Source organism: Paraburkholderia podalyriae, from assembly GCF_014397785.1.
In the GTDB taxonomy this organism is placed as follows: Bacteria; Pseudomonadota; Gammaproteobacteria; order Burkholderiales; family Burkholderiaceae; genus Paraburkholderia; species Paraburkholderia podalyriae.
The window spans coordinates 77,694-95,529 of the sequence record NZ_VZQQ01000014.1 but is presented as its reverse complement, the minus strand read 5'-3'; the positions used below and the strand labels follow the sequence as shown (position 1 = coordinate 95,529).

The 17,836-nt window shown below is 59.7% G+C and carries 20 protein-coding genes and 1 tRNA gene; 13 read left to right on the top strand and 8 right to left on the bottom strand.

Annotation, left to right across the window (positions count from 1 at the left end; genetic code table 11):
- The first annotated feature begins 75 nt into the window (after window positions 1-75).
- From F6X42_RS18360 to F6X42_RS18305, 12 genes are all read left to right on the top strand, one after another.
- Complete coding sequence (locus F6X42_RS18360) at window positions 76-297, top strand: DNA-binding protein (RefSeq protein ID WP_312892787.1); 222 nt, start codon at window positions 76-78, stop codon at window positions 295-297.
- Entirely contained in the window at window positions 297-572 is a 276-nt protein-coding gene (locus F6X42_RS18355) for a helix-turn-helix domain-containing protein (RefSeq protein WP_187635589.1), read from the top strand. Before F6X42_RS18360 ends, F6X42_RS18355 begins: the two co-directional genes overlap by 1 nt.
- The gene (locus F6X42_RS18350) at window positions 569-1,531 is read left to right on the top strand and encodes a helix-turn-helix domain-containing protein (protein ID WP_187635588.1); all 963 of its coding nucleotides are present in this window, start codon (window positions 569-571) and stop codon (window positions 1,529-1,531) included. Before F6X42_RS18355 ends, F6X42_RS18350 begins: the two co-directional genes overlap by 4 nt.
- Window positions 1,532-1,535: 4 nt before the next feature.
- Entirely contained in the window at window positions 1,536-2,219 is a 684-nt protein-coding gene (locus F6X42_RS18345) for a hypothetical protein (RefSeq protein ID WP_187635587.1), read from the top strand.
- A gap of 220 nt (window positions 2,220-2,439) precedes the next feature.
- Window positions 2,440-3,021, top strand: coding sequence for a hypothetical protein (locus tag F6X42_RS18340; protein ID WP_187635586.1), 582 nt, complete (start codon window positions 2,440-2,442; stop codon window positions 3,019-3,021).
- Window positions 3,018-3,197, top strand: coding sequence for a hypothetical protein (locus F6X42_RS18335; RefSeq protein ID WP_187635585.1), 180 nt, complete (start codon window positions 3,018-3,020; stop codon window positions 3,195-3,197). Before F6X42_RS18340 ends, F6X42_RS18335 begins: the two co-directional genes overlap by 4 nt.
- Window positions 3,194-3,640, top strand: coding sequence for a phage antirepressor KilAC domain-containing protein (locus F6X42_RS18330; protein ID WP_187635584.1), 447 nt, complete (start codon window positions 3,194-3,196; stop codon window positions 3,638-3,640). The genes F6X42_RS18335 and F6X42_RS18330 overlap by 4 nt, the downstream gene beginning before the upstream one ends.
- 258 nt (window positions 3,641-3,898) lie before the next feature.
- Window positions 3,899-4,429 carry a hypothetical protein gene (locus tag F6X42_RS18325; RefSeq protein WP_187635583.1) on the top strand — a complete coding sequence of 177 codons (531 nt, stop codon included), beginning with the start codon at window positions 3,899-3,901 and terminating at the stop codon, window positions 4,427-4,429.
- Window positions 4,430-4,785: 356 nt separating this feature from the next.
- Complete coding sequence (locus F6X42_RS18320) at window positions 4,786-5,184, top strand: hypothetical protein (RefSeq protein WP_187635582.1); 399 nt, start codon at window positions 4,786-4,788, stop codon at window positions 5,182-5,184.
- A 602-nt stretch (window positions 5,185-5,786) separates the two neighbouring features.
- Window positions 5,787-6,407: a hypothetical protein gene (locus F6X42_RS18315; protein WP_187635581.1), complete on the top strand. Its 621-nt coding sequence runs from the start codon at window positions 5,787-5,789 to the stop codon at window positions 6,405-6,407.
- 7 nt (window positions 6,408-6,414) lie between these two features.
- Complete coding sequence (locus tag F6X42_RS18310; RefSeq protein WP_187635580.1) at window positions 6,415-6,657, top strand: hypothetical protein; 243 nt, start codon at window positions 6,415-6,417, stop codon at window positions 6,655-6,657.
- Window positions 6,654-7,457, top strand: a complete 804-nt coding sequence (locus F6X42_RS18305) for a helix-turn-helix domain-containing protein (RefSeq protein ID WP_187635579.1) — start codon at window positions 6,654-6,656, stop codon at window positions 7,455-7,457. The genes F6X42_RS18310 and F6X42_RS18305 overlap by 4 nt, the downstream gene beginning before the upstream one ends.
- Before the next feature lie 210 nt (window positions 7,458-7,667).
- Here F6X42_RS18305 and F6X42_RS18300 read toward each other — a convergent pair whose 3' ends face one another.
- Both F6X42_RS18300 and F6X42_RS18295 read right to left on the bottom strand, forming a co-directional pair.
- Window positions 7,668-8,723 (bottom strand): hypothetical protein, encoded by a 1,056-nt coding sequence (locus F6X42_RS18300; protein ID WP_187635578.1) that lies wholly within the window; start codon window positions 8,721-8,723, stop codon window positions 7,668-7,670.
- Window positions 8,724-9,090: 367 nt separating this feature from the next.
- Complete coding sequence (locus tag F6X42_RS18295) at window positions 9,091-10,599, bottom strand: hypothetical protein (RefSeq protein WP_187635577.1); 1,509 nt, start codon at window positions 10,597-10,599, stop codon at window positions 9,091-9,093.
- Between the two features lie 131 nt (window positions 10,600-10,730).
- Between F6X42_RS18295 and F6X42_RS18290 the strand changes: the two genes are divergently transcribed.
- Window positions 10,731-11,495 carry a DUF6680 family protein gene (locus F6X42_RS18290; protein WP_246530125.1) on the top strand — a complete coding sequence of 255 codons (765 nt, stop codon included), beginning with the start codon at window positions 10,731-10,733 and terminating at the stop codon, window positions 11,493-11,495.
- Between the two features lie 627 nt (window positions 11,496-12,122).
- Here F6X42_RS18290 and F6X42_RS18285 read toward each other — a convergent pair.
- The 6 genes from F6X42_RS18285 to pepN all read right to left on the bottom strand — a co-directional run bounded on the left by F6X42_RS18285 (window position 12,123) and on the right by pepN (window position 17,815).
- A complete protein-coding gene (locus F6X42_RS18285; RefSeq protein ID WP_187635576.1) occupies window positions 12,123-12,440 on the bottom strand; it encodes a tyrosine-type recombinase/integrase in 318 nt (105 codons plus the stop codon).
- A gap of 476 nt (window positions 12,441-12,916) precedes the next feature.
- Window positions 12,917-12,992: transfer RNA gene (locus F6X42_RS18280), tRNA-Thr, on the bottom strand.
- 70 nt (window positions 12,993-13,062) lie between these two features.
- The gene (locus F6X42_RS18275) at window positions 13,063-14,079 is read right to left on the bottom strand and encodes a class 1 fructose-bisphosphatase (RefSeq protein WP_187635575.1); all 1,017 of its coding nucleotides are present in this window, start codon (window positions 14,077-14,079) and stop codon (window positions 13,063-13,065) included.
- A gap of 85 nt (window positions 14,080-14,164) precedes the next feature.
- Window positions 14,165-14,617 carry a HigA family addiction module antitoxin gene (locus F6X42_RS18270; RefSeq protein ID WP_187635574.1) on the bottom strand — a complete coding sequence of 151 codons (453 nt, stop codon included), beginning with the start codon at window positions 14,615-14,617 and terminating at the stop codon, window positions 14,165-14,167.
- 16 nt (window positions 14,618-14,633) lie between these two features.
- Window positions 14,634-14,915: a type II toxin-antitoxin system RelE/ParE family toxin gene (locus F6X42_RS18265; protein WP_187635573.1), complete on the bottom strand. Its 282-nt coding sequence runs from the start codon at window positions 14,913-14,915 to the stop codon at window positions 14,634-14,636.
- A gap of 203 nt (window positions 14,916-15,118) precedes the next feature.
- Entirely contained in the window at window positions 15,119-17,815 is a 2,697-nt protein-coding gene (pepN, locus tag F6X42_RS18260) for an aminopeptidase N (RefSeq protein ID WP_187635572.1), read from the bottom strand.
- Window positions 17,816-17,836: the final 21 nt, after the last annotated feature.

Here is a 17,836-nt window from a genome sequence, read left to right as displayed (position 1 = left end):
ACCTATCGGGGAAAGCGAAGCTGCGCTAAAAAATCAGTGTCACCTTAACTCAACGCCGTTAAACGCGGCGAAACGGTGATACTGAAAATGACTACAAACCAACTTGCGGCGGCCGCAAAAAACCGCCTTCATCTCTCGACCGAAGAATTTGCTGCCGAACTCAAGCTTCGTCCGCAAAGCATCCGCAAACGCTACTGCCAGACCGGCGCGTACTTCTGCGTGCGCCCGGTGAAGATGCCGAATGGCCGCTTGATGTGGCCTGCCGATGCACTGGAACAACTCGCGCGGAGCCAATAATGGCCGCGAATTTGAGCACGCAAGCGCAGCGCACCCGCATTCTTGAAGCCCTGCGTGGCGGCCCGCAATCGACCTACGCCTTGCGTGCGCGCGGCATCAGCCATCCTGCGATGCGGGTCAAGGAATTGATCTCCCGTGGGTACGTAATCACGTCCTCGCGCGTGACGGCAGTCGATTCGGACGGCTTCACGCATCACGGCGTCGCCTTGTACGGGCTCGCTTCCGACGACGAAGCCATAGCAGCGGCGCGTTTGTCGAAGGGGGGCACGCCGTGAGCATTCGCGTGATGAACCTTGTCTCCGAGCGCTTTCCTGGCGGCGGTAGTGACCTGATTTGCATGCTGTTTCTTGCGGACTGGTGCGCCGACGACGGGAGCAGCTTGTACCCGTCCATAGCGTTGCTCGCCGCAAAGATGCGGGTGAGCGAGAGCCAAGCGCGCCGCGTTCTTCACGGTCTGATTGACTGTGGTTATGTCGCGGTCGTCGGCAACCTCTTCGGTGGCGCGCCGGGCACGACGCGTCAGTATCGCCTCGACGTCACGAAACTGAGCAAGCTTCCGGTGCTCGCCACGATTGTGCAGCACTTGGAGCGTTCCGCCGCGTATCGATGGCGTCTGTCCGCCGACGAAAGTTCGCTCTTGCCTATCGGCGAGACGGCTTGCATGGATGACACCCCTAGCGCAGATGCGACCCCTAGCATGGATGCGCGGGACGGGTCGCAGGGGTGCGCGGGAGGGGTAGCACCCATGCGCGAGACGGGTCGCATAGGTGACACCCTAACCACCATGAACCATCAGTTAACCATCAAGGAACCGTTAAAGACGCGCAAAGCGAAGTCGCCCAAGGGCGACGATGTTCGTAAAGCGTTCGTTGGTGTCGATGAGCTTGTCGCAGAAGGCGTGGACCGCCAGCACGCGATTGACTGGCTGGCGGTGCGCACGCGGAAGGGCTCCCAGCTCACTCTGACGGCATGGACTGCTACCAAGCGCGAAGCGGCCAAGGCGGGAATGACTGCCGCGCAGGCCGTTCAGACCGTCGCTGAGTCCGGATGGCTTGGCTTCAAGGCAGAGTACGTCGCGAAGAATGCGCGCGCTGCACCTGTACAGACACCGACTCGCAACATGTCATCCCGCGACGCTTCCCGCGCAGCAGCAGCGAACTCTATCGGACTCGGAACCCTGAAATATGACAACGAACCCTTCACAATCGACGCAGACTTCCAGCGCATTGACTAACCCGATGGACTGGCTCTTCGGTCAACTGCACGGCATGTTCGGTAACAAACTGCTCGACGGCTTCCGCAGCGGTCACGTTATCGACGGCAAAGACACCGGTGTCGAGAACATGAAAGCGATTTGGGCGGAAAAGATTCGCGCCAACGGCTTGAAGTTCGTCGATGTGAAACGCGGTTTGGCCGGTGCCGAACGCCTGAAGTGGCCGCCGACGTGGGGCGAGTTCCTCGACCTATGCGCGCCTTCTCTCGACGTGAATGCGGCGCTGCACGAAGCCATCGAGCAGATGCGTGCCCGCCAGCATGGCAAAGACCAGTGGTCGAACGCTGCCGTTTTCTGGGCGGCGGCGCGCATAGGCGAATTCGACATGATCTCGCAGTCATTTGCCGCACTCAAACCGCGCTTCGAAGCTGCGCTGAACGCCCTGCACAAGGGCGGCGACATTCAGCCCGTTCCGCCGCGCGTGCCCATGCTTCCGGCCCCGAGTGCTGCCGAATCGAGGCGCGAGTACGGACGCCAACGCCTTGATGAGTTGAGCGCGTCCGAAGTCATCAAGAACGTATCTAAGGGAGGGAATCTCAACTGGGCACACCGCATCATCGCCGACGAGAGGGCGACGGGCAAGGCTCCGCTGAACAAGCTGAACATCGCTCGTCAGGCGGTCTTTAACGTGACCGGCACGCAGTCCTAGTCTGAGAATCGGCGGAGCCGCACGAAATCGTGCGCTGGCTCGCCTGGAATGGACGGGGCAATCGGGATGTGGCGTCAAGGCCATTGAGGCCCGTAGAAGTCGTTTTAAAGGGGTGCAGGTTAATTCACCGATTTAGTAGAACTAAGCTCACTCGATTAGGAAAAACATGTACATACAACATCAAGAATCGAAGGCGGTCGCATTCAACTTTGTCGCGCGCATGCGCCGCTACTGCTCGAAGGCCTGTGAGGCGCTGGAGTCGCTCTGTCATGCGCGCAACGAAGCACGGCGCGAGGCCGAGTTGCTGAAGCGCACGCCGGGATTTGTCTATAGCCGGAGCCTGTACACACTGGAACAGACCGAACATTCGATTGCGAAGCGTCTCGACCAGTTAAACGCCGCGTTGCTCGCGTACGGCAACGCGCTCAACGACGCCGCGCCGTGTATTGATGCGGCGCTCACCTTTGAAGAGCGTTGCGATGTGCTCAACATCAATCCGGCGCAACGTCGCGAGATTGACGGCGAGCGCGGCTTCGTCGCGCTGGCGTTCACGCATGGCCTAGAGGGCTCTGCCGAGCGCCGCAAAGAGGATTTCAAAGACAGCCCGATCTTCAATGCGCTGCACCGCGTGGTCGCCGAATTTCTCGACACGCCTCATGGAAAGCGCGCTTGCGACGAGGTTTTCAGAGGCTTGTTCGGCGGCGCGGCGGACGATAACGACGATGAAGACCGGGGCGGCGCACCTGTCCCGAGACAGCCTTCGCCGCTTCACGCACGATGCAAGGACGAAGAAATCTCATGAACAAGAAAATCGCAGCATCTGCCGTCGCAACGATGGCCCCGCTCGCCCGTGGCCGCGTGCTGCGCCACGCCGTCGCGGCACGTGACCGCGTGTATCGTCCTGCGCCGGGCGATGTGCAGGCCCGTCTGCAAGCGAATCATGCGGCCCGCGTCGCCGTGCTCAAGGTGACGAAATGAAGACTCGTACGAAGAGCCGCGCAGAAGCCCGCGCGGCCCGCTGGTTGTATTTGGCAAAGCGCGCGGGATCGCCGCTGTCGAGCCCCGAATTCGTGGCCGCAGTCGTCGCCCGTGGTGAGCGTCGCGACGAGGAAATCCGCCAATCTCGCGAGGAAGCGGCCCGCGCCGAGCGCGAGAAGTTCGCCGGTTATCTGTCCGTGACCGCGACCGCGCAAGGTCTCGGTGTGCGTCGCACTCACTTGTTCGCGCTGCTCGAAAGCATGGGCTGGCTCGTTCGGGATGAAGTCGGGGCGAAGTGGTGCGCGGCGGACGACGCCCTTACCGCTGGTTGGATCGTGCAGCGCGGCCCACGTTCAATCGAGTGGCCGCAACTGACGCCCGAGGGTCGGCATGAAATCGCGCTCCGCTTGGGGTTGGACCCAACTGCAGACCGCGACGAGTAGCCAATCGGCAAGGCCGTGAGGCTGGCGCGGGCCCCGGATATGCGAGTTTTTATACCCGTAACGCGTGCGCGCCCGCACTGAGCCTTTGCCCGTGCCGCAATCGTCTGTGAATGCGCCGTGTGCATACGGCGCTCAACAATCGTGCGCTCGCCGAAGAACCGCCGGGGATTGCCGCACATACAGCAATTACACGGCGTCGTCGTGTCGATGACCTTGCCGCCGTGAGCGGCGCTTCAAATAATTTTCGATGCGTGCTGGATGACTGCCACCAACTCAAGGGGCGATATGCTCTTGATTGACATTTTGGATGCGATTGAAGGGCGTGAGAAGCGCATGGCAACTATCCATGAAGCTGCGCATCTCGTGATCCTTCGCCGATTTGGCGGGATTGGTCATGCGTACGTCTGGCGCAATACCTCGGGCAACCGCGAAGAGAAAGCATGGCGCGGTGTATGCAGCATCGTGGCGACACCTGGCCAGATTGATTGGTCGCACCTTCCCGTGCGCGTTCGGCCAAAGAAATCGACCAAATGGCGCGTGTTTGTCGGCCTTGCTGGTGTTGCTGCCGAGTGCATGGCGAACGATGTAAACGGCGATGCCGCCGACGGGCTTTTCAATTTCGTCAACTTTGAAGACGAAGGCGAGATTTCCGGATCAGACCGCGACCTTATAGGGGGCCATGTTTCGTGGCATATGTGCAAGCGGATGATTGCGATGCTGCGAGAGCATTGGTCCGAGATTGAGCAAGAGGCGCAGATGCTGGATGAATGCTCGGACGCGCCAGCGTAGAAAGCAGGGGTGGCAGCGGGCAGCTTCGCGCGCATGACAAGGCGGTACACGTCACGCTCCAACTCCTTAGTGCCGCTCGACGGAGGGGTATAACGTTTCGTTACCCACTTGCAGGGGCAGGGTACGGTGCGCATCCCCACGGCGGGCGGCGCACCGGACGTAACGTCGGATGCTTCGACCGTGTGCTCAAAATTGAGCCGACTGTCTTCAATCGGCTCGACGCCATCGAGTGCACCCTTTGGAGCGTCGCTTTTCGCCACAACGGATTCTATGAGGAAGACGGTCACATCTTCCTCAACGACTGATGTCGGGCTGCGGCATACTTGCAACCTTTCAATTGACAGACGGAGTAGTCCATGAGCCGCATCCTCATCGCTTTAATCACCGCGGCGCTCGCCGGCTGCACAACCAGTCTCGTGCCGCTCAACCAGGCGAAAGCCACACCAGCGGAGCACATCCACACGACGACCCACACAACCCCAGTGGCTGGAAGCCAGTCGATCACGCTGGTGCGCAACGCGGGTGCTTTATTTGCCGCTGGTACGCGGCTGGATGTGTTTGTCGACGGAGAGCTAACGGCCGAGCTGGCCACCAGCGAGGCGTTGAGGCTCTACCTACCGGCTGGGGAACACCTGTTGACGACGAAGATAGCTGGTCAGGTCGCCACGGTGGCTGTGACAGTTCCAAGTAAGTTCACGATCTATCGGATAGACGTGAACGACGAGTACGTGAAGTTACAGCCTTCCGCCGACTAACAAAGAAGCCGCCGCAAGGCGGCTTTTTCAACGGAGCAACTACCAAATGCTCTCACTACACACCGAAGTCACCCGCCGCCCGGCCTAACGGGTGGTGAGTCGTCCACCCTTGCAATGCGCAAGCGACACGTCGGGGTAGCATCGCGGGGAGTCACGGCGTTCATCCCCGTCATTCCAAATTACCAAGGGTGTTAATCGGATTAACCCCATGACTTTAAAGCAAAGCCCAAAAATGGACTTTGCAAACCGAGCTTTGCGCAGAGCGTCACGGCGGACTCGGATGGGCGGCAATTCGGGCGCACTTTTCACCCACGTGAACTGCACGATATTTCGCGCATTTTTATCCACTGCGCAGACCTCCGAAACCCTTGCGGGTAAAGGCACTCGGGCATATGCGTGTGTATCGAAGCAGCGAAATTGACCGGAGTTTTCCGACACGGAGCGCGGGCGCGCGCACGCACACGCGCGTGCCACGTTCAGCCCGTCGAGCGCAACTGTTTCGGTTTGCAGTATGGGTTGCTGAAGTTGGAAAACGCGTCGCAGTGTCACGTGCGATGGGTGCCAGCATTGAGGCCCTCTCAAACCGAATCAAAGGCCTTCAAATGAGCAAGATTTTTCAAATCGTCGCGCCCGATGTCGATCCCGTGGAACAGCGCGCTTTTTTTGACGCAACGAAAAGCAAAGCCTGCACGCATCTGGCGATCAAGCTGGCGACGCAGCGTGCAGCCCTTGTTAAGGCGACCGGCGCGACCGGCATCCTGGCCGAACACGTGGCGCGCGGTATCGACGGTGAAGTCGCGCTGTGCGAGAGCTTGACCGCTGAGGCGGCGGCACTGAGCACGGCCCTGTCCGAGGCTCAGGCGGGGAATGCGGCATACGGCCAGTTCGTTAAGGACGCGAACCACCGGTTCTCCCAGTACGTCTGGCAGGCCTCGCGCATCAACCTTGACGTCGGGTGCGTCGAAATTCCCGAACTTGAAGCAAAAATTCGCGACTATGAGCGTACCCGTGCCGGACACCGCGAACGCCTTCTCGAAGCGGGTCTGGATAACGACCAGATTGACGGCGCGGGCCTGCTGAAGCCCGATGCTGAGGAGCTTGCGGTGTGGCATCGCGATCTCGAAGCAAAGCGAGACCGGGTTGCTCGCGCGAAGGCGTTTATCGCATCCGCCCCGCTGTTTGATTTGAGCTTGCTCGACGGCGACCTGTCGTCCAAATCGTGAGCGAGCCATGGGCGTTCGACTGTCGCCTGACACCTGGTCTCAAATTGAGGCCGACTACCGCGCGGGAAGGCCTGCCAAACGGCTTGCAAAAATCCACGGCGTGTCGGCCAGTGCGATTTTTCACCGCTCGTCGCTTGAACGCTGGCGAGACACTCCTCGCGTCGCCGCCAAGCCGACGCAGGCCGAGCGCATCGAGCAGGCCGCGGACCGGCTTGAAGCCATTCTGAAGCGCATGTCGGAGGACAGATGAATCAGGTCGAGCAGCAGGTCACGCAGCGCGGTCGTCCGAGAAAACCGCGCGTGCTGGTCAGTGAAGCGGCACGCGAAGAGGCCCGTGTCGTCCGCGAAGAGGCCCGTATCGCCCACGAAGATGCGCAGCGCGAAGCTGAGTTGAAGGAGCCGTTGAAACGTTTCGTGCGCAACCGTGCAAGCCCTGCAGAACTCGAAGCCCTACGCTACCGGCTCATTCAGGCCCGCGTCGAGAATGGTTTTTCCGTCGAGGATGCGGCCGCGCGATTCCGCGATGCAGGAGTGGCCGAGCCGGTCGCGTTGTCGGAAATCGAGTCGGGGCGGGCCGAGACGCCGACGGGCTGGCGCTTTTTGAGGCATGCATCCGAAATCTATGCGGTCTCGTCTGACTGGCTTATTGGCCTATCCAGCGACATGACGCTCGACGCCAAAACCACCATGACCTTTGCATTGCTGCGCGGCACGGAAGGCGTCGTTGCTGGCCTTCTGAGCCAATTCGTCGCGGCGATGGAGCAGACCGCGCAGGCCGTGCAGATCGAGCCTGATGAGGTATCGGCCACACTCGCCGCCGTCGAGAACGTAGTGGCGCGCTTTAAGAAGTTCTCCGCACAGGACGCCTTTGAAGACATGCCGGGCGGCGCGCCGGTCGTTGCTTCGATTCAACGCCTTGCCGAAACGGTCGCGCCCCTGCGGCGTGTGCATGCTAAATTTGCCGAGACCGAAAAGTTGTTCGATGCCTTGCGCGCGGGCACGCTGAAGCCGTTCGCGTGGCTGGCGGACGACCACACGGAAACTGAGTAGCCGCATCGCTGAGCCCGTTCTCTACCGCCTTCGGGCGGTTTTTTTTGGTATTTGGAGTCTGAAATTGATGCTCGTGTTGCATGCTGCATCGCAAGAAACAAGCGTCCTGCATATCTGCTACGCGTAGGTCACATACCGACCCTGAGCCGCCGTTCAGTTCTCTCACTTAGCGGTCATTCGTCGAGTGGAAGTACGCCCAGAACTATTGCGCTACCCGAGTTTCTCAGGCCTTCGAGGCATGAAGACTGGAACAACATTCGCGTTCAGTTGTGGTTCTTTCAAAATAAATTTGAGAGTGCTGCTGACGACTCCTTGCCGCTCTTTTCGAATGATGACTGTATGGCGTTTCAGCCCGATTCCTTGGACGGCGAGCCATGCCAAGACCCTATCGCAATGCTCGGTGATCGTGAATTGTTCGCCGAAAATCTTTTTACGTGACATGTAGTGCTCGACAGAACCTGCCACAATATCCGGCGCACTCAGCAAATCCAACCACATCGGCAGTCGCTCCACAAATGGCAGTGCTCCACCAACCATGGAAAATCCATGTTTGCTGTAGTGAGCGAGAAGTCTATTGAATACGGACAACGTCTGCATGTGTCGTTCGCTATTCGGGGCGATGCTGTCATGGTCGGTCATCCAGAAGATTTTCTGGCCATCCCTTGAGAGCAACGCTACGAGATAAGCGGAGAAATGCACAATCCGCATCATCTTCTCTGCAACTGCTGGCTTCAATTCACCAAAGCCATGATCGGACATTGTCTTTACAATGAACTGCTGGGAATTCTTTTTATCGCTACCGTATACCGACCCAACGTCTTTGTCGACCACGACAGTTAGAAGAAGCCCATTTACCAAGTTACTCAGATGGTTTAGATATCCATTTAATGCTCGCTGAACTGGCCCGTAGTGCAGGTCCTTGTAAGCGATCTCCTTCAACGGATTGTCTAGGCCAGTTTGTTTTCTCAGTTGACCCATTGCCTTAAGGAAGGGATCCAACTGATTCCACGCACAGACCAGGAAACTGTACGTATGATATTTCGCGTCTTTGCTTTCCCCGCCGTAATCCGAAAATATGGCGATTGATTCGTTGTCGTTTTGCAAATTCGGAAGAAGAAGCTCACCTCTTGAATCGAGCGCTTTCAATTGCCTCTGCAACTCAACGACGAACCACGGATAGTCATCACTGTCAGGTATAAGCTCCAAATTGGGATTTTTCAGAACCCACCTGTTCGCGAGGTGAGCCAGCGTGTGGGACATTTCCATGTGTTTTTTCAGTGTATTTTAAAAGGCCGTGTTGGCGTTCTACCAATCGAATTTTCCGTCAGCGTTTTCGTATATCCTAATTCTAACCGACCGCGATGCAGTTCACCCTGGTTTCTAGGTAAGCGTCTTCGACGCTAGTCCGCGGGCACTCATTGTCAACGATTTAGGCCGCGTGGCCGAGTGTCCGGTTGTGGCCGAACCCGGTCCGACGTTAAACTGGCAGAGTGAGCCGTCACCGATCGGTCCGCGTCGGGCAGAAGTCGACCCGTTGCCGTCGTTCGGATCTCTGCGACAGCAACGTCCGTCCTCAAGTTCGTGCTGTCGTTCAACAGCTAGCCTGAGCAGTTGAGCCGGTGCCACAACCGGCTCAACCTTCGTTACGATCATCTTGAATTGGGTCAGACAGTCTCCTTAATGGACGCCCTACGGTGTAGTAGTCGTAATACTGATCACTTCCACCTCCAATCGCGAGCAGGATGCGGTTCATCATCAAGTGAAGAACCTTGTTCTCTCTCACGAGCCGACTTCCCTTTTCGGGGTCTACGCCACCGCCATGCGCTGCGCGATTTCGGTTTATCCAAACCTCGTTTTCAAGAGCATCGATCTTCAAACCAAGGGCTTTAAAAAGTTTCTCCATTACGATGCCTTGGGGCGCGTGATTTATGTTCTGAGCCTTACCGGTGAGCAACCGTTTTTCAGCTTCCGTGAGATCGGTTGTGGAGATCAAAGCAGATATCTTCTTGGATAAATCTTTCCAAGATTTATCGTCGGCCACAATTTTGTATTGGCCTTCAGAGCCGGAGGCTTTAAAGAATGCCTTCTGCAATGATTCTATCGCCGCCCCAAAATGCGCTGCGGCCATGTGTACCGGTGCAGCGAGAGCATGCCAATAGCTCCAGAAAACGCTTTGAAGGCGGTAAGCATCGTAAATTCTATACAGGGAAGAAGCCATTCGTTCGAGCAGTTCCGGGGTAATTTCGTGCTCGAATCTAGTGCCGAGAGGTGCAGGCTGCCATGCGTTCAGATTAGCTGCGTCCTCGACTAGGGCATGCCCGCTCCTCGCGGTGAACGATACAGGATTCCACTCAGCATCGAAGGTGGTGTCACCGAGATAGACTAGAAAATTGCCGAGGCAAAACGACAAGCAATCTCTAATCTTCGCCCTTGTGGGCTCATCCGGCGTGCCCCTGTACAAAATAAACCCAGGTTTCAAAATATGCTCGGGCTTTGCTTTCGAGGTTCCAATGAACAGTTCGCAACCTTCGATGAACAAATGAACACATGAGCGACTCGACCCTGGAGAGTAGATGGGAACCGACATAACGATTTCCCCCTTTTGACTTTTAAGCGTCCTGCGTTTCTCGCCGGTTCGCTCTACCTTGTCAAAATCCGGCCAGATGAATGAGCCGGACATGTTCTCGACCCATTCGATAATGTACTGGGCATCGCCAGAATCCTTGCGCACCCAATGCAAGGAGTGCATCGACGAGCGCTCATGCGTCGTACCCGTGCTGGCGTCACGCCCGAACGTCTGAGTATGGGCGCGCGGAATGACGCCACATGCGGTTGCCAGCGTGCCGAAGTGACTTTGAAATTGCACCTCCGCTGTAGCAATGTAGACGGTCCCCGCCTTCGGTGGGGCCTCATTGGATTTGCTACCGGGGGCCGAGGTTGTCTCAAGGATAAGATCAAGTGCCTTATCGCGGATGATGGAAAAATCCGTCACAGGCCCACGCAAGGGGCCGTGGTCGCTGACAACGAAACCGCCGTCTGTCATCGCGCTCTCAAAAAACTCCCAGTCCCAACAGTCCATTGCTACCTCGTGTTTGAATTTTGGCCTGTCCTCTTGTTGGTGCTCGACACGACCGTTGCGCATTGTAGGCTCCGTGCCTACATAACAGGCATCCCTGCTCTGCGTTGATCGACGCAGAGCGACTTTTTCACTGCCTCACGCATCGCCCTACCCCTGATAGACTTTCGCCCTGAGCTGGTCTACACGGGGGCAACATGTGGCAGATGGACGCGAAAGATTGGGTGACGGTTGGAGCCACGGTTGTTGGACCGATCCTCGCGGTGCAGGCGCAGAAATGGGTCGAACGCGCGCGGTCTACGAGCCAACGGCGCGACTGGATCTTCACCACCCTGATGGGGACGCGCCAAGCCCGAGTCTCGTTCGACCACGTCCGCGCACTAAACATGATCGACCTAGGCTACTACGGCACCCGCGTTCCTGTATTCGGTTGGGTGTGGCGCAACAAGCACGAAAAAGAGGTCTTGACGGCATGGCACGACTATCACACCCATCTATCCCTCCCAGCGGACGGGCGCCGCCCCCAAAACGACGCTGAGCAGCGCGACTGGATTGGCCGTGGTGATGAGTTATTCACGAACCTCCTAGACCGGCTTGCGGCGGCGAATAACTTCCGGTTTGAGCGTGCTCAGCTTAGGGGCGGCAGCTATTCTCCGGAAGCGCACGGCATTGTCGAGATGGAACAGCAGTCGGTGCGCCGGTTGGCTATCGAGGTACTGGATGGCAGGAAGCCGCTGCCGATGGAGGTCAAGGCGTGGCCCGTCGACGACGACGCCGCCGAGCAGCAGCGCAACACGCAGGCCGAGCTGGTCCAGGCACAGACAGAGCTGGTTCAGAACCAGAGGGAAATAATGGGCGACTTCAAGCAGATCCTGGAAAGACTAACCGACCGAGCTGTCGGTCCTCCCGCGGCAGCGCCCGATGTACCGGCCGCCCATGACCCGACTCCCGTCGCCCGCTAAAGAGGGTGTTTTTACCGGCCCCAAGCATGGTAGCTAGAGCAGGCAGCGTTTGCTGAATCATCTGCGCAGTGCTTTCTCCGGTAACGCTATGCGTTCGCAAAGCAGCTCTGCGAGCTGGCAGTTCAGCAAGTTTTCGACGCGAGTTGCGCGTCCTTTCAGCAAAGGCCACGCACTATAGGCTGAAACGCCAGTGGTCGGTTATGCTCCTCTCGGCCGGGCTATCCGGAGTAGGCGGAATTTCATTTGCAGAGGGGGCTAGCTAGCTTGAACGTCCGTAATGGAGAGTTCGGCAGTCGTTCCAACGTCTGTGACCCCTTTCGGATGGGTGACCGTTGATGGCCAATACTGTTGAAAAAGTCGGCGCATGGCTTTTGCTATTCGCTCGAAAAAAACGACTTCTCAGATCGGCCTACACACCGCTCGCGCCCGCGGGTCAAGGCAAGAAGACCCTTGCAAACCTCGTAACGAAGACAGTCCACGAATTTTTCAACAGCATCGGCCGAACCGCGTCGTCGACCTGCCGATTGCATCGCAACAAGTAACCGCTGCATCGCACAAACGAAAATCAACCGCAGAATCCGAATACTTTTTTGCCCTGCTGGCGGATGGGCATACCCGGTTCCTTGCTCACGCGCTCTTTCGAGCGGGCAGCGTCGCCACGTTCGAGGCGTCTTCACGCGTCAATAGGTCGAGCCGCTCGCCAAGTAGCCGCCATGCCTCGCGCTGCTCTGCGCTCCGGTCCTGACGCTGATACCTGCGCCGGATTCTGCTCGGTTCGACGTGGTTCAGGCACTCCTCGATCACGTCGCCATGCGCGCCCAATTCTCCCATGAGGGTTGCCGCCGTCCTGCGAAGGTCGTGAGGTGTCCAATTGCCGCCCGGCGTTTCGAAGCGCGTGTTCGCACTCAGACCGATTCGTATGCCGTCCGCGTTCGTGGTGGACAAGCTGACGATCCGCGATCTGTTTCGCCATGTTGCGCGGGCACGCGTGTTTGCCGTTGCGGCCTGTCGGCAAAAGCCATTCATCGCTATCGGACAGGGAGAGCAGGGCCTCGAAATGGCGCGCGGCGAAGCTCGACAAATACACCGTGTGCGGGCGTTTGTTCTTCGAGTTCACGGCGGGAATTTCCCACGTCTAGGCAACTAGGTCGATATCGGCGCGGCATGTCTTGCAAAGCTCGCCGATCCTCGAACCAGTCGCCAGCAGCGCCCACCGCCTTCACAGTGCGGCGGATGCGGCGCAGATATACAAACAGCATCGAGGTCCATCGATAAATGTGCGCACGGAGATTTTGCGAGCCGCCGCATGGAACTTATACACAGGGAGCCCCGTTGACCAAATCCGGTTACATGGCGGTTACACGACATCCAGAAAGCAAAAAGCCCGACCTTGTGAGTCGGGCTAAGTGCTTGAATCTTGATGGTGCCGGAAAGAGGAATCGAACCCCCGACCTTCGCATTACGAATGCGCTGCTCTACCGTCTGAGCTATTCCGGCATCAGGAGAAGCGAGATTATAGGGACTACTTTGGGGCCTTGGCAAGCCCTGACGCATTTTTTATTCGCGATCACTGTTTCGCTTCGAGGTGGTAGCGGGTCACGCGATCGACCTCGTTCTTCGAGCCGAGGAACACCGCGACGCGCTCGTGCAGGCTCTTCGGCTGGACGTCGAGAATGCGCTTCTCGCCGTTGGTTGCGGCGCCGCCCGCCTGCTCGACGATGAACGCCATCGGATTCGCTTCGTACATCAGACGCAGCTTGCCCGGCTTGTCCGGCGTACGCTTGTCGGCCGGGTACATGAAGATGCCGCCGCGATTCAGGATGCGATGCACGTCGGAGACCATCGACGCGATCCAGCGCATGTTGAAGTCGGCCTGGCGCGAGCCGTCCTTACCCGCCTTCAGCTCGCCGATGTATTGCTGAACCGGCGGATACCAGTGGCGCTCGTTCGACGCGTTGATCGCATACTCGCGCGTTTCGACGGGAATGCGCATGTCGCTTTGCGTGAGCACCCACGAGCCGAGTTCGCGGTCGAGCGTGAAGCAGTTCACGCCGTTACCGGTGGTCAGCACGAGCACCGTTTGCGGGCCGTACACTGCATAGCCCGCGGCGACCTGCTGGGTGCCCGGCTGCAGGAACGACTGCTCGGTGGCCTGATGGCCGTCCGGGCAGCGCAGCACCGAGAAGATTGTGCCGATCGACACGTTGACGTCGATGTTCGACGAGCCGTCGAGCGGATCGAACACGAGCAGATATTCGCCCTTCGGATAATTGGCCGGAATCGGGAAGAATTGTTCCATTTCCTCGGAGGCCATGCCCGCGAGGTTGCCGCCCCATTCGTTCGCCTCGAGCAGGATTTCGTTCGACAGAATGTCGAGCTTCTTCTGCACTTCGCCCTGGACGTTTTCGCTGCCCGCCGAGCCGAGCGCATCGCCGAGCGCGCCCTTGCTGACGTGGTAGCTGATCGCCTTGCACGCGCGCGCGACGACTTCGATCAACAGGCGCAGGTCGGCGGGCAGGTTGTTGGTTTCGCGCTGCTGTTCGATCAGGTACTTCGTGAGAGTGGTACGACGTTGCAAGGACATTGCTGTACTCCAGGAAGGCTAGAAGAATGTGGGGATTTTAACCGCTCGTTGTGTCGGCTCCGTGCTTTTGGTCGCACGGACGCCTTCAGGCCTTGCGGCGCGTCCTGGCCGACACGGTGCCGCTGACGCTGGCCGCGAGCGCCGCGGCTCGCGCGTGTCCCGCGGGCACACTGGGCAGTTTCGGGCGATCGCCGCGCGGCATCGGTTCGATTTCCCGTTCGATCTGCTCGCCGGCGGCGGCGGTGGCGACGCGCAGGTCGTAGGCGATTTGCAGGTTGAGCCAGAACTGCGCGCTGGCGCCGAAGTAGCGCTCGAGCCGCAGCGCGGTATCGGCGGAGATTGCGCGGCGGCCGCGCACGACGTCGTTGATTCGCGGCGCCGGCACCCGCAGCGCAAGCGCCAGTGCGTTGACGGACATGCCGAGCGGCTCGAGGAACTCGCTGCGCAGAATCTCGCCCGGATGGATCTCGGCAATGGCCGCGCCCGTATCGATGTCGGAGAAATCGATGCTGTTCAGCGCGGAGCGTTTGATGACCATGTCGGTCTCCCAATAATCAGTGATAGTCGACGATCTCGACATTCAGCGCGTCTTCGCCGACGAAATGAAAACAGATGCGCCACTGCGCATTGACGCGGATACTCCATTGCCCGCTGCGCTCGCCTTGCAGGGCTTCGAGCCGGTTGCCGGGCGGCGCGTGCAAACTCGCGATGGAGCTCGCGGCGTCGATCATCAGCAACTTGCGATGCGCTAGCGATTGGATCGAGTGCGGCAATGTATGCACGAACCTGCCCTGAAAAATTCTTGCGGTGGCCTTGTCTGCGAATGTCGTGATCATGGAATCGTATAACGTACAGCGTTAAATGTAAAGCGTTAAGCGTGTACGTATACTTTCTTCCCGGCGACGCCTGATGAACAGTCGGCCAAATGGCTAACGGCGTGAACTCAGCCCGTCAACGAGAAACAGCGCGAAAAACAGCGCGAAAAAAAGCCGGCAACGCGTGCCGGCTTTCCGATGCGACTCAAGAACTCAGCGAGGCATCACGCCAACGCCTTCTCGACGATCTCGCGCACGTCGCGCGACTTGACCTGTGCGGCCACTTTCTCGAGCGCCGCGCGCATGCTGTCGCGCAGCGCCGGCGTGAAGCGTCGCCACAGTTCGAGCGAGCGCGCGAGGCGCGCGGCCACCTGCGGATTGAGCGCGTCGAGCGCGATCACCTGCTCGGCCCAGAATGCGTAGCCGGAGCCATCTGCCGCGTGGAACTGCGCAGGGTTCGCCGCGCAGAAGCTGAAAATCAGCGAACGCGCCCGATTCGGATTCTTCAGGTTGAAGGCCGGATGCGTCATCAGCTTGCGCACCGTATCGATCACCGGATGTCGTGCGCCGCCGCGCTGGGTGGCCTGCAACGCGAACCATTTGTCGATGACGAGCGGCTCCTTCTCGAAGCGTCGATAGAAGTCGTCGAGCGCGTGCTGCGCCTCGGGGCTGCCGCCTTGCGGCGCGGCCGCGTTGAGCAGTGCCGACAGCGCGGCCGCGCGGTCGGTCATGTTGTTCGCGGTTTCATATTGCGCGGCGGCGAGACGGACGGCGTCCGCGGAGTCGTCGAGTTCGGTCAGATACGACAGCGCCAGATTCTTCAGCGCGCGACGACCGGCGGCCTCGGGCGTCGTTTCATAGGCGCCCGGCGTGCGATGCTGCTCGTAGACCTTCAGCCAGTCGTCACGCAGCGCATTCGCGAGGCGCTTGCGCACGAACTGCCGTGCCGCGTGCACAGCGGCCGGATTCGATTCGGCCATCTGCTCAGCCAGATACGCTTCGGACGGCAGCATCAGCGCGAGCTCGCGGAACGCCGGCGACAGCGTCTCGTCGGTCAAAACGCGCGCGAATGCGGCGACCACCGAGTCGTCGAGCCGCAGCGCCGCGCCCATGGCCGCGCGCGCGGCGAGCGCGAGCAGTTCGCGCGTGGCGAGCCGCTGCCCGGCTTCCCAGCGGTTGAACGGATCGCTGTCGTGCGCGAGCAGGAACGCGAGCTGTTCAGCCGTGTAGTCGTACTCGACGATCACCGGTGCCGAGAAATTGCGCAGCAGCGAGGGCAACGGTTCCTGTCCGACGTTGACGAACGTGAAGGTCTGCTCGGTCTGCGTGAATTCGAGCACGCGCGTGGTCGACTCCGACGCCTTCGCGTCGCCGTCGAGCCGCAGCGGCAGGTCGCGGCCGTCCTTGCCGATCAGACCGATCGCGAACGGAATCAGCAGCGGGCCCTTCTGCGTTTCGCGCGCGGTTGGCGCGGCATCGCCGTAGCCCTGGCGCAGCGTCACGCTGTAGCGCTGCTGCGCGGCGTCGTAGCGCGTACGAACCGACACGCGCGGCGTGCCGGCCTGGCTATACCAGCGCTCGAACTGCGCGAGGTCGCGGCCATTCGCGTCGGCGAGCGCGTGACGGAAGTCGTCGCAGGTCACGGCCTGGCCGTCATGACGCTTGAAGTACAGATCCATGCCCTTGCGAAAGCCGTCGCGGCCGAACAGCGTCTGATACATCCGCACGACTTCCGAGCCTTTTTCGTAGACGGTCATCGTGTAGAAGTTGTTGATTTCGACGTAGCTCTCCGGGCGCACCGGATGCGCCATCGGGCCCGCGTCCTCGGCGAACTGCATCTGGCGCAGCACGCGCACGTCCTCGATGCGCTTCGTCGCGCGTGCGGCTTCGTCGGCGGCGCCTCCGGCCATGTCGGCCGAAAACTCCTGGTCGCGGAACACCGTCAGACCTTCCTTCAGGCTCAGCTGGAACCAGTCGCGGCAGGTCACGCGGTTGCCGGTCCAGTTGTGGAAGTACTCGTGGCCGACCACCGCCTCGATGTTCGAGAAGTCGGTGTCGGTGGCCGTTTCGGGGTTCGCGAGCACGTACTTCGTGTTGAAGATGTTGAGCCCCTTGTTCTCCATTGCGCCCATGTTGAAGTCGCTGACCGCGACGATCATGAAGCGGTCCAGATCGAGCTCGAGCCCGAAGCGTTGTTCGTCCCAGCGGATCGAGTGGGTCAGCGAATCCATCGCGTGACGGGTCTTGTCGAGGTCGTGCGGCTCGACCCATACCTGCAGCAGCTTCTCCTTGCCCGAGCCGGTCTTCACGCGTTCTTCGAGCGCGACGAGCTTGCCCGCGACGAGCGCGAACAGATAGCTCGGCTTCCTGAACGGATCTTCCCAGCGCGCGAAATGGCGGCCGCCGGGCAACTCGCCTTGTTCGAGCAGATTGCCGTTCGACAGCAGCACCGGATAGTCGGCCTTGCTTGCGCGCAGCGTGACCGTGAAGCTCGCCATCACGTCGGGGCGGTCGAGGAAGTACGTGATGCGGCGAAAACCCTCGGCCTCGCACTGCGTGAAGAAGTTGCCGCTCGATACATACAGGCCCGACAGCGTGGTGTTTTCCACGGGATTGCAGATGCTCGTGAGCGTCAGCTCGAAGCAGTCCGGCACATTGTCGAGCAGCAGTCCGTGCTCGTGCGGATGCGCGTTCGGGAACGGCTTGCCGTCGATGCCGGCGCTGACGAACTCAAGCTGCTCGCCCATCAGTTCGAGATGCGCGGCGTGTGACGCATCCGGGTTGCGGCGCACCCGCATCGTATTCCTGACGACCGTGCGTTCGGGGACCAGATCGAATTCCAGCGCGACGGTGTCGATCAGGAAGGCGGGCGGCGCATAATCGGCGCGGCGGATCAGATTGGGCGTTGCGGTATCGGCCATGGCGTTCTTTGGTGGTGTACT

What these genes read in the sequence shown, in the direction of transcription:
- F6X42_RS18355 (WP_187635589.1), top strand. Translation starts at nt 297, where the DNA reads ATGGCCGCGAATTTGAGCACGCAAGCGCAGCGCACCCGCATTCTTGAA.
- F6X42_RS18345 (WP_187635587.1), top strand. Translation starts at nt 1,536, where the DNA reads ATGGACTGGCTCTTCGGTCAACTGCACGGCATGTTCGGTAACAAACTG.
- F6X42_RS18340 (WP_187635586.1), top strand. Translation starts at nt 2,440, where the DNA reads ATGCGCCGCTACTGCTCGAAGGCCTGTGAGGCGCTGGAGTCGCTCTGT.
- F6X42_RS18335 (WP_187635585.1), top strand. Translation starts at nt 3,018, where the DNA reads ATGAACAAGAAAATCGCAGCATCTGCCGTCGCAACGATGGCCCCGCTC.
- F6X42_RS18330 (WP_187635584.1), top strand. Translation starts at nt 3,194, where the DNA reads ATGAAGACTCGTACGAAGAGCCGCGCAGAAGCCCGCGCGGCCCGCTGG.
- F6X42_RS18325 (WP_187635583.1), top strand. Translation starts at nt 3,899, where the DNA reads ATGACTGCCACCAACTCAAGGGGCGATATGCTCTTGATTGACATTTTG.
- F6X42_RS18320 (WP_187635582.1), top strand. Translation starts at nt 4,786, where the DNA reads ATGAGCCGCATCCTCATCGCTTTAATCACCGCGGCGCTCGCCGGCTGC.
- F6X42_RS18315 (WP_187635581.1), top strand. Translation starts at nt 5,787, where the DNA reads ATGAGCAAGATTTTTCAAATCGTCGCGCCCGATGTCGATCCCGTGGAA.
- F6X42_RS18310 (WP_187635580.1), top strand. Translation starts at nt 6,415, where the DNA reads ATGGGCGTTCGACTGTCGCCTGACACCTGGTCTCAAATTGAGGCCGAC.
- F6X42_RS18305 (WP_187635579.1), top strand. Translation starts at nt 6,654, where the DNA reads ATGAATCAGGTCGAGCAGCAGGTCACGCAGCGCGGTCGTCCGAGAAAA.
- F6X42_RS18300 (WP_187635578.1), bottom strand. Translation starts at nt 8,723, where the DNA reads ATGGAAATGTCCCACACGCTGGCTCACCTCGCGAACAGGTGGGTTCTG.
- F6X42_RS18295 (WP_187635577.1), bottom strand. Translation starts at nt 10,599, where the DNA reads ATGCGCAACGGTCGTGTCGAGCACCAACAAGAGGACAGGCCAAAATTC.
- F6X42_RS18290 (WP_246530125.1), top strand. Translation starts at nt 10,731, where the DNA reads ATGTGGCAGATGGACGCGAAAGATTGGGTGACGGTTGGAGCCACGGTT.
- F6X42_RS18275 (WP_187635575.1), bottom strand. Translation starts at nt 14,079, where the DNA reads ATGTCCTTGCAACGTCGTACCACTCTCACGAAGTACCTGATCGAACAG.
- F6X42_RS18270 (WP_187635574.1), bottom strand. Translation starts at nt 14,617, where the DNA reads ATGGTCATCAAACGCTCCGCGCTGAACAGCATCGATTTCTCCGACATC.
- F6X42_RS18265 (WP_187635573.1), bottom strand. Translation starts at nt 14,915, where the DNA reads ATGATCACGACATTCGCAGACAAGGCCACCGCAAGAATTTTTCAGGGC.
- pepN (WP_187635572.1), bottom strand. Translation starts at nt 17,815, where the DNA reads ATGGCCGATACCGCAACGCCCAATCTGATCCGCCGCGCCGATTATGCG.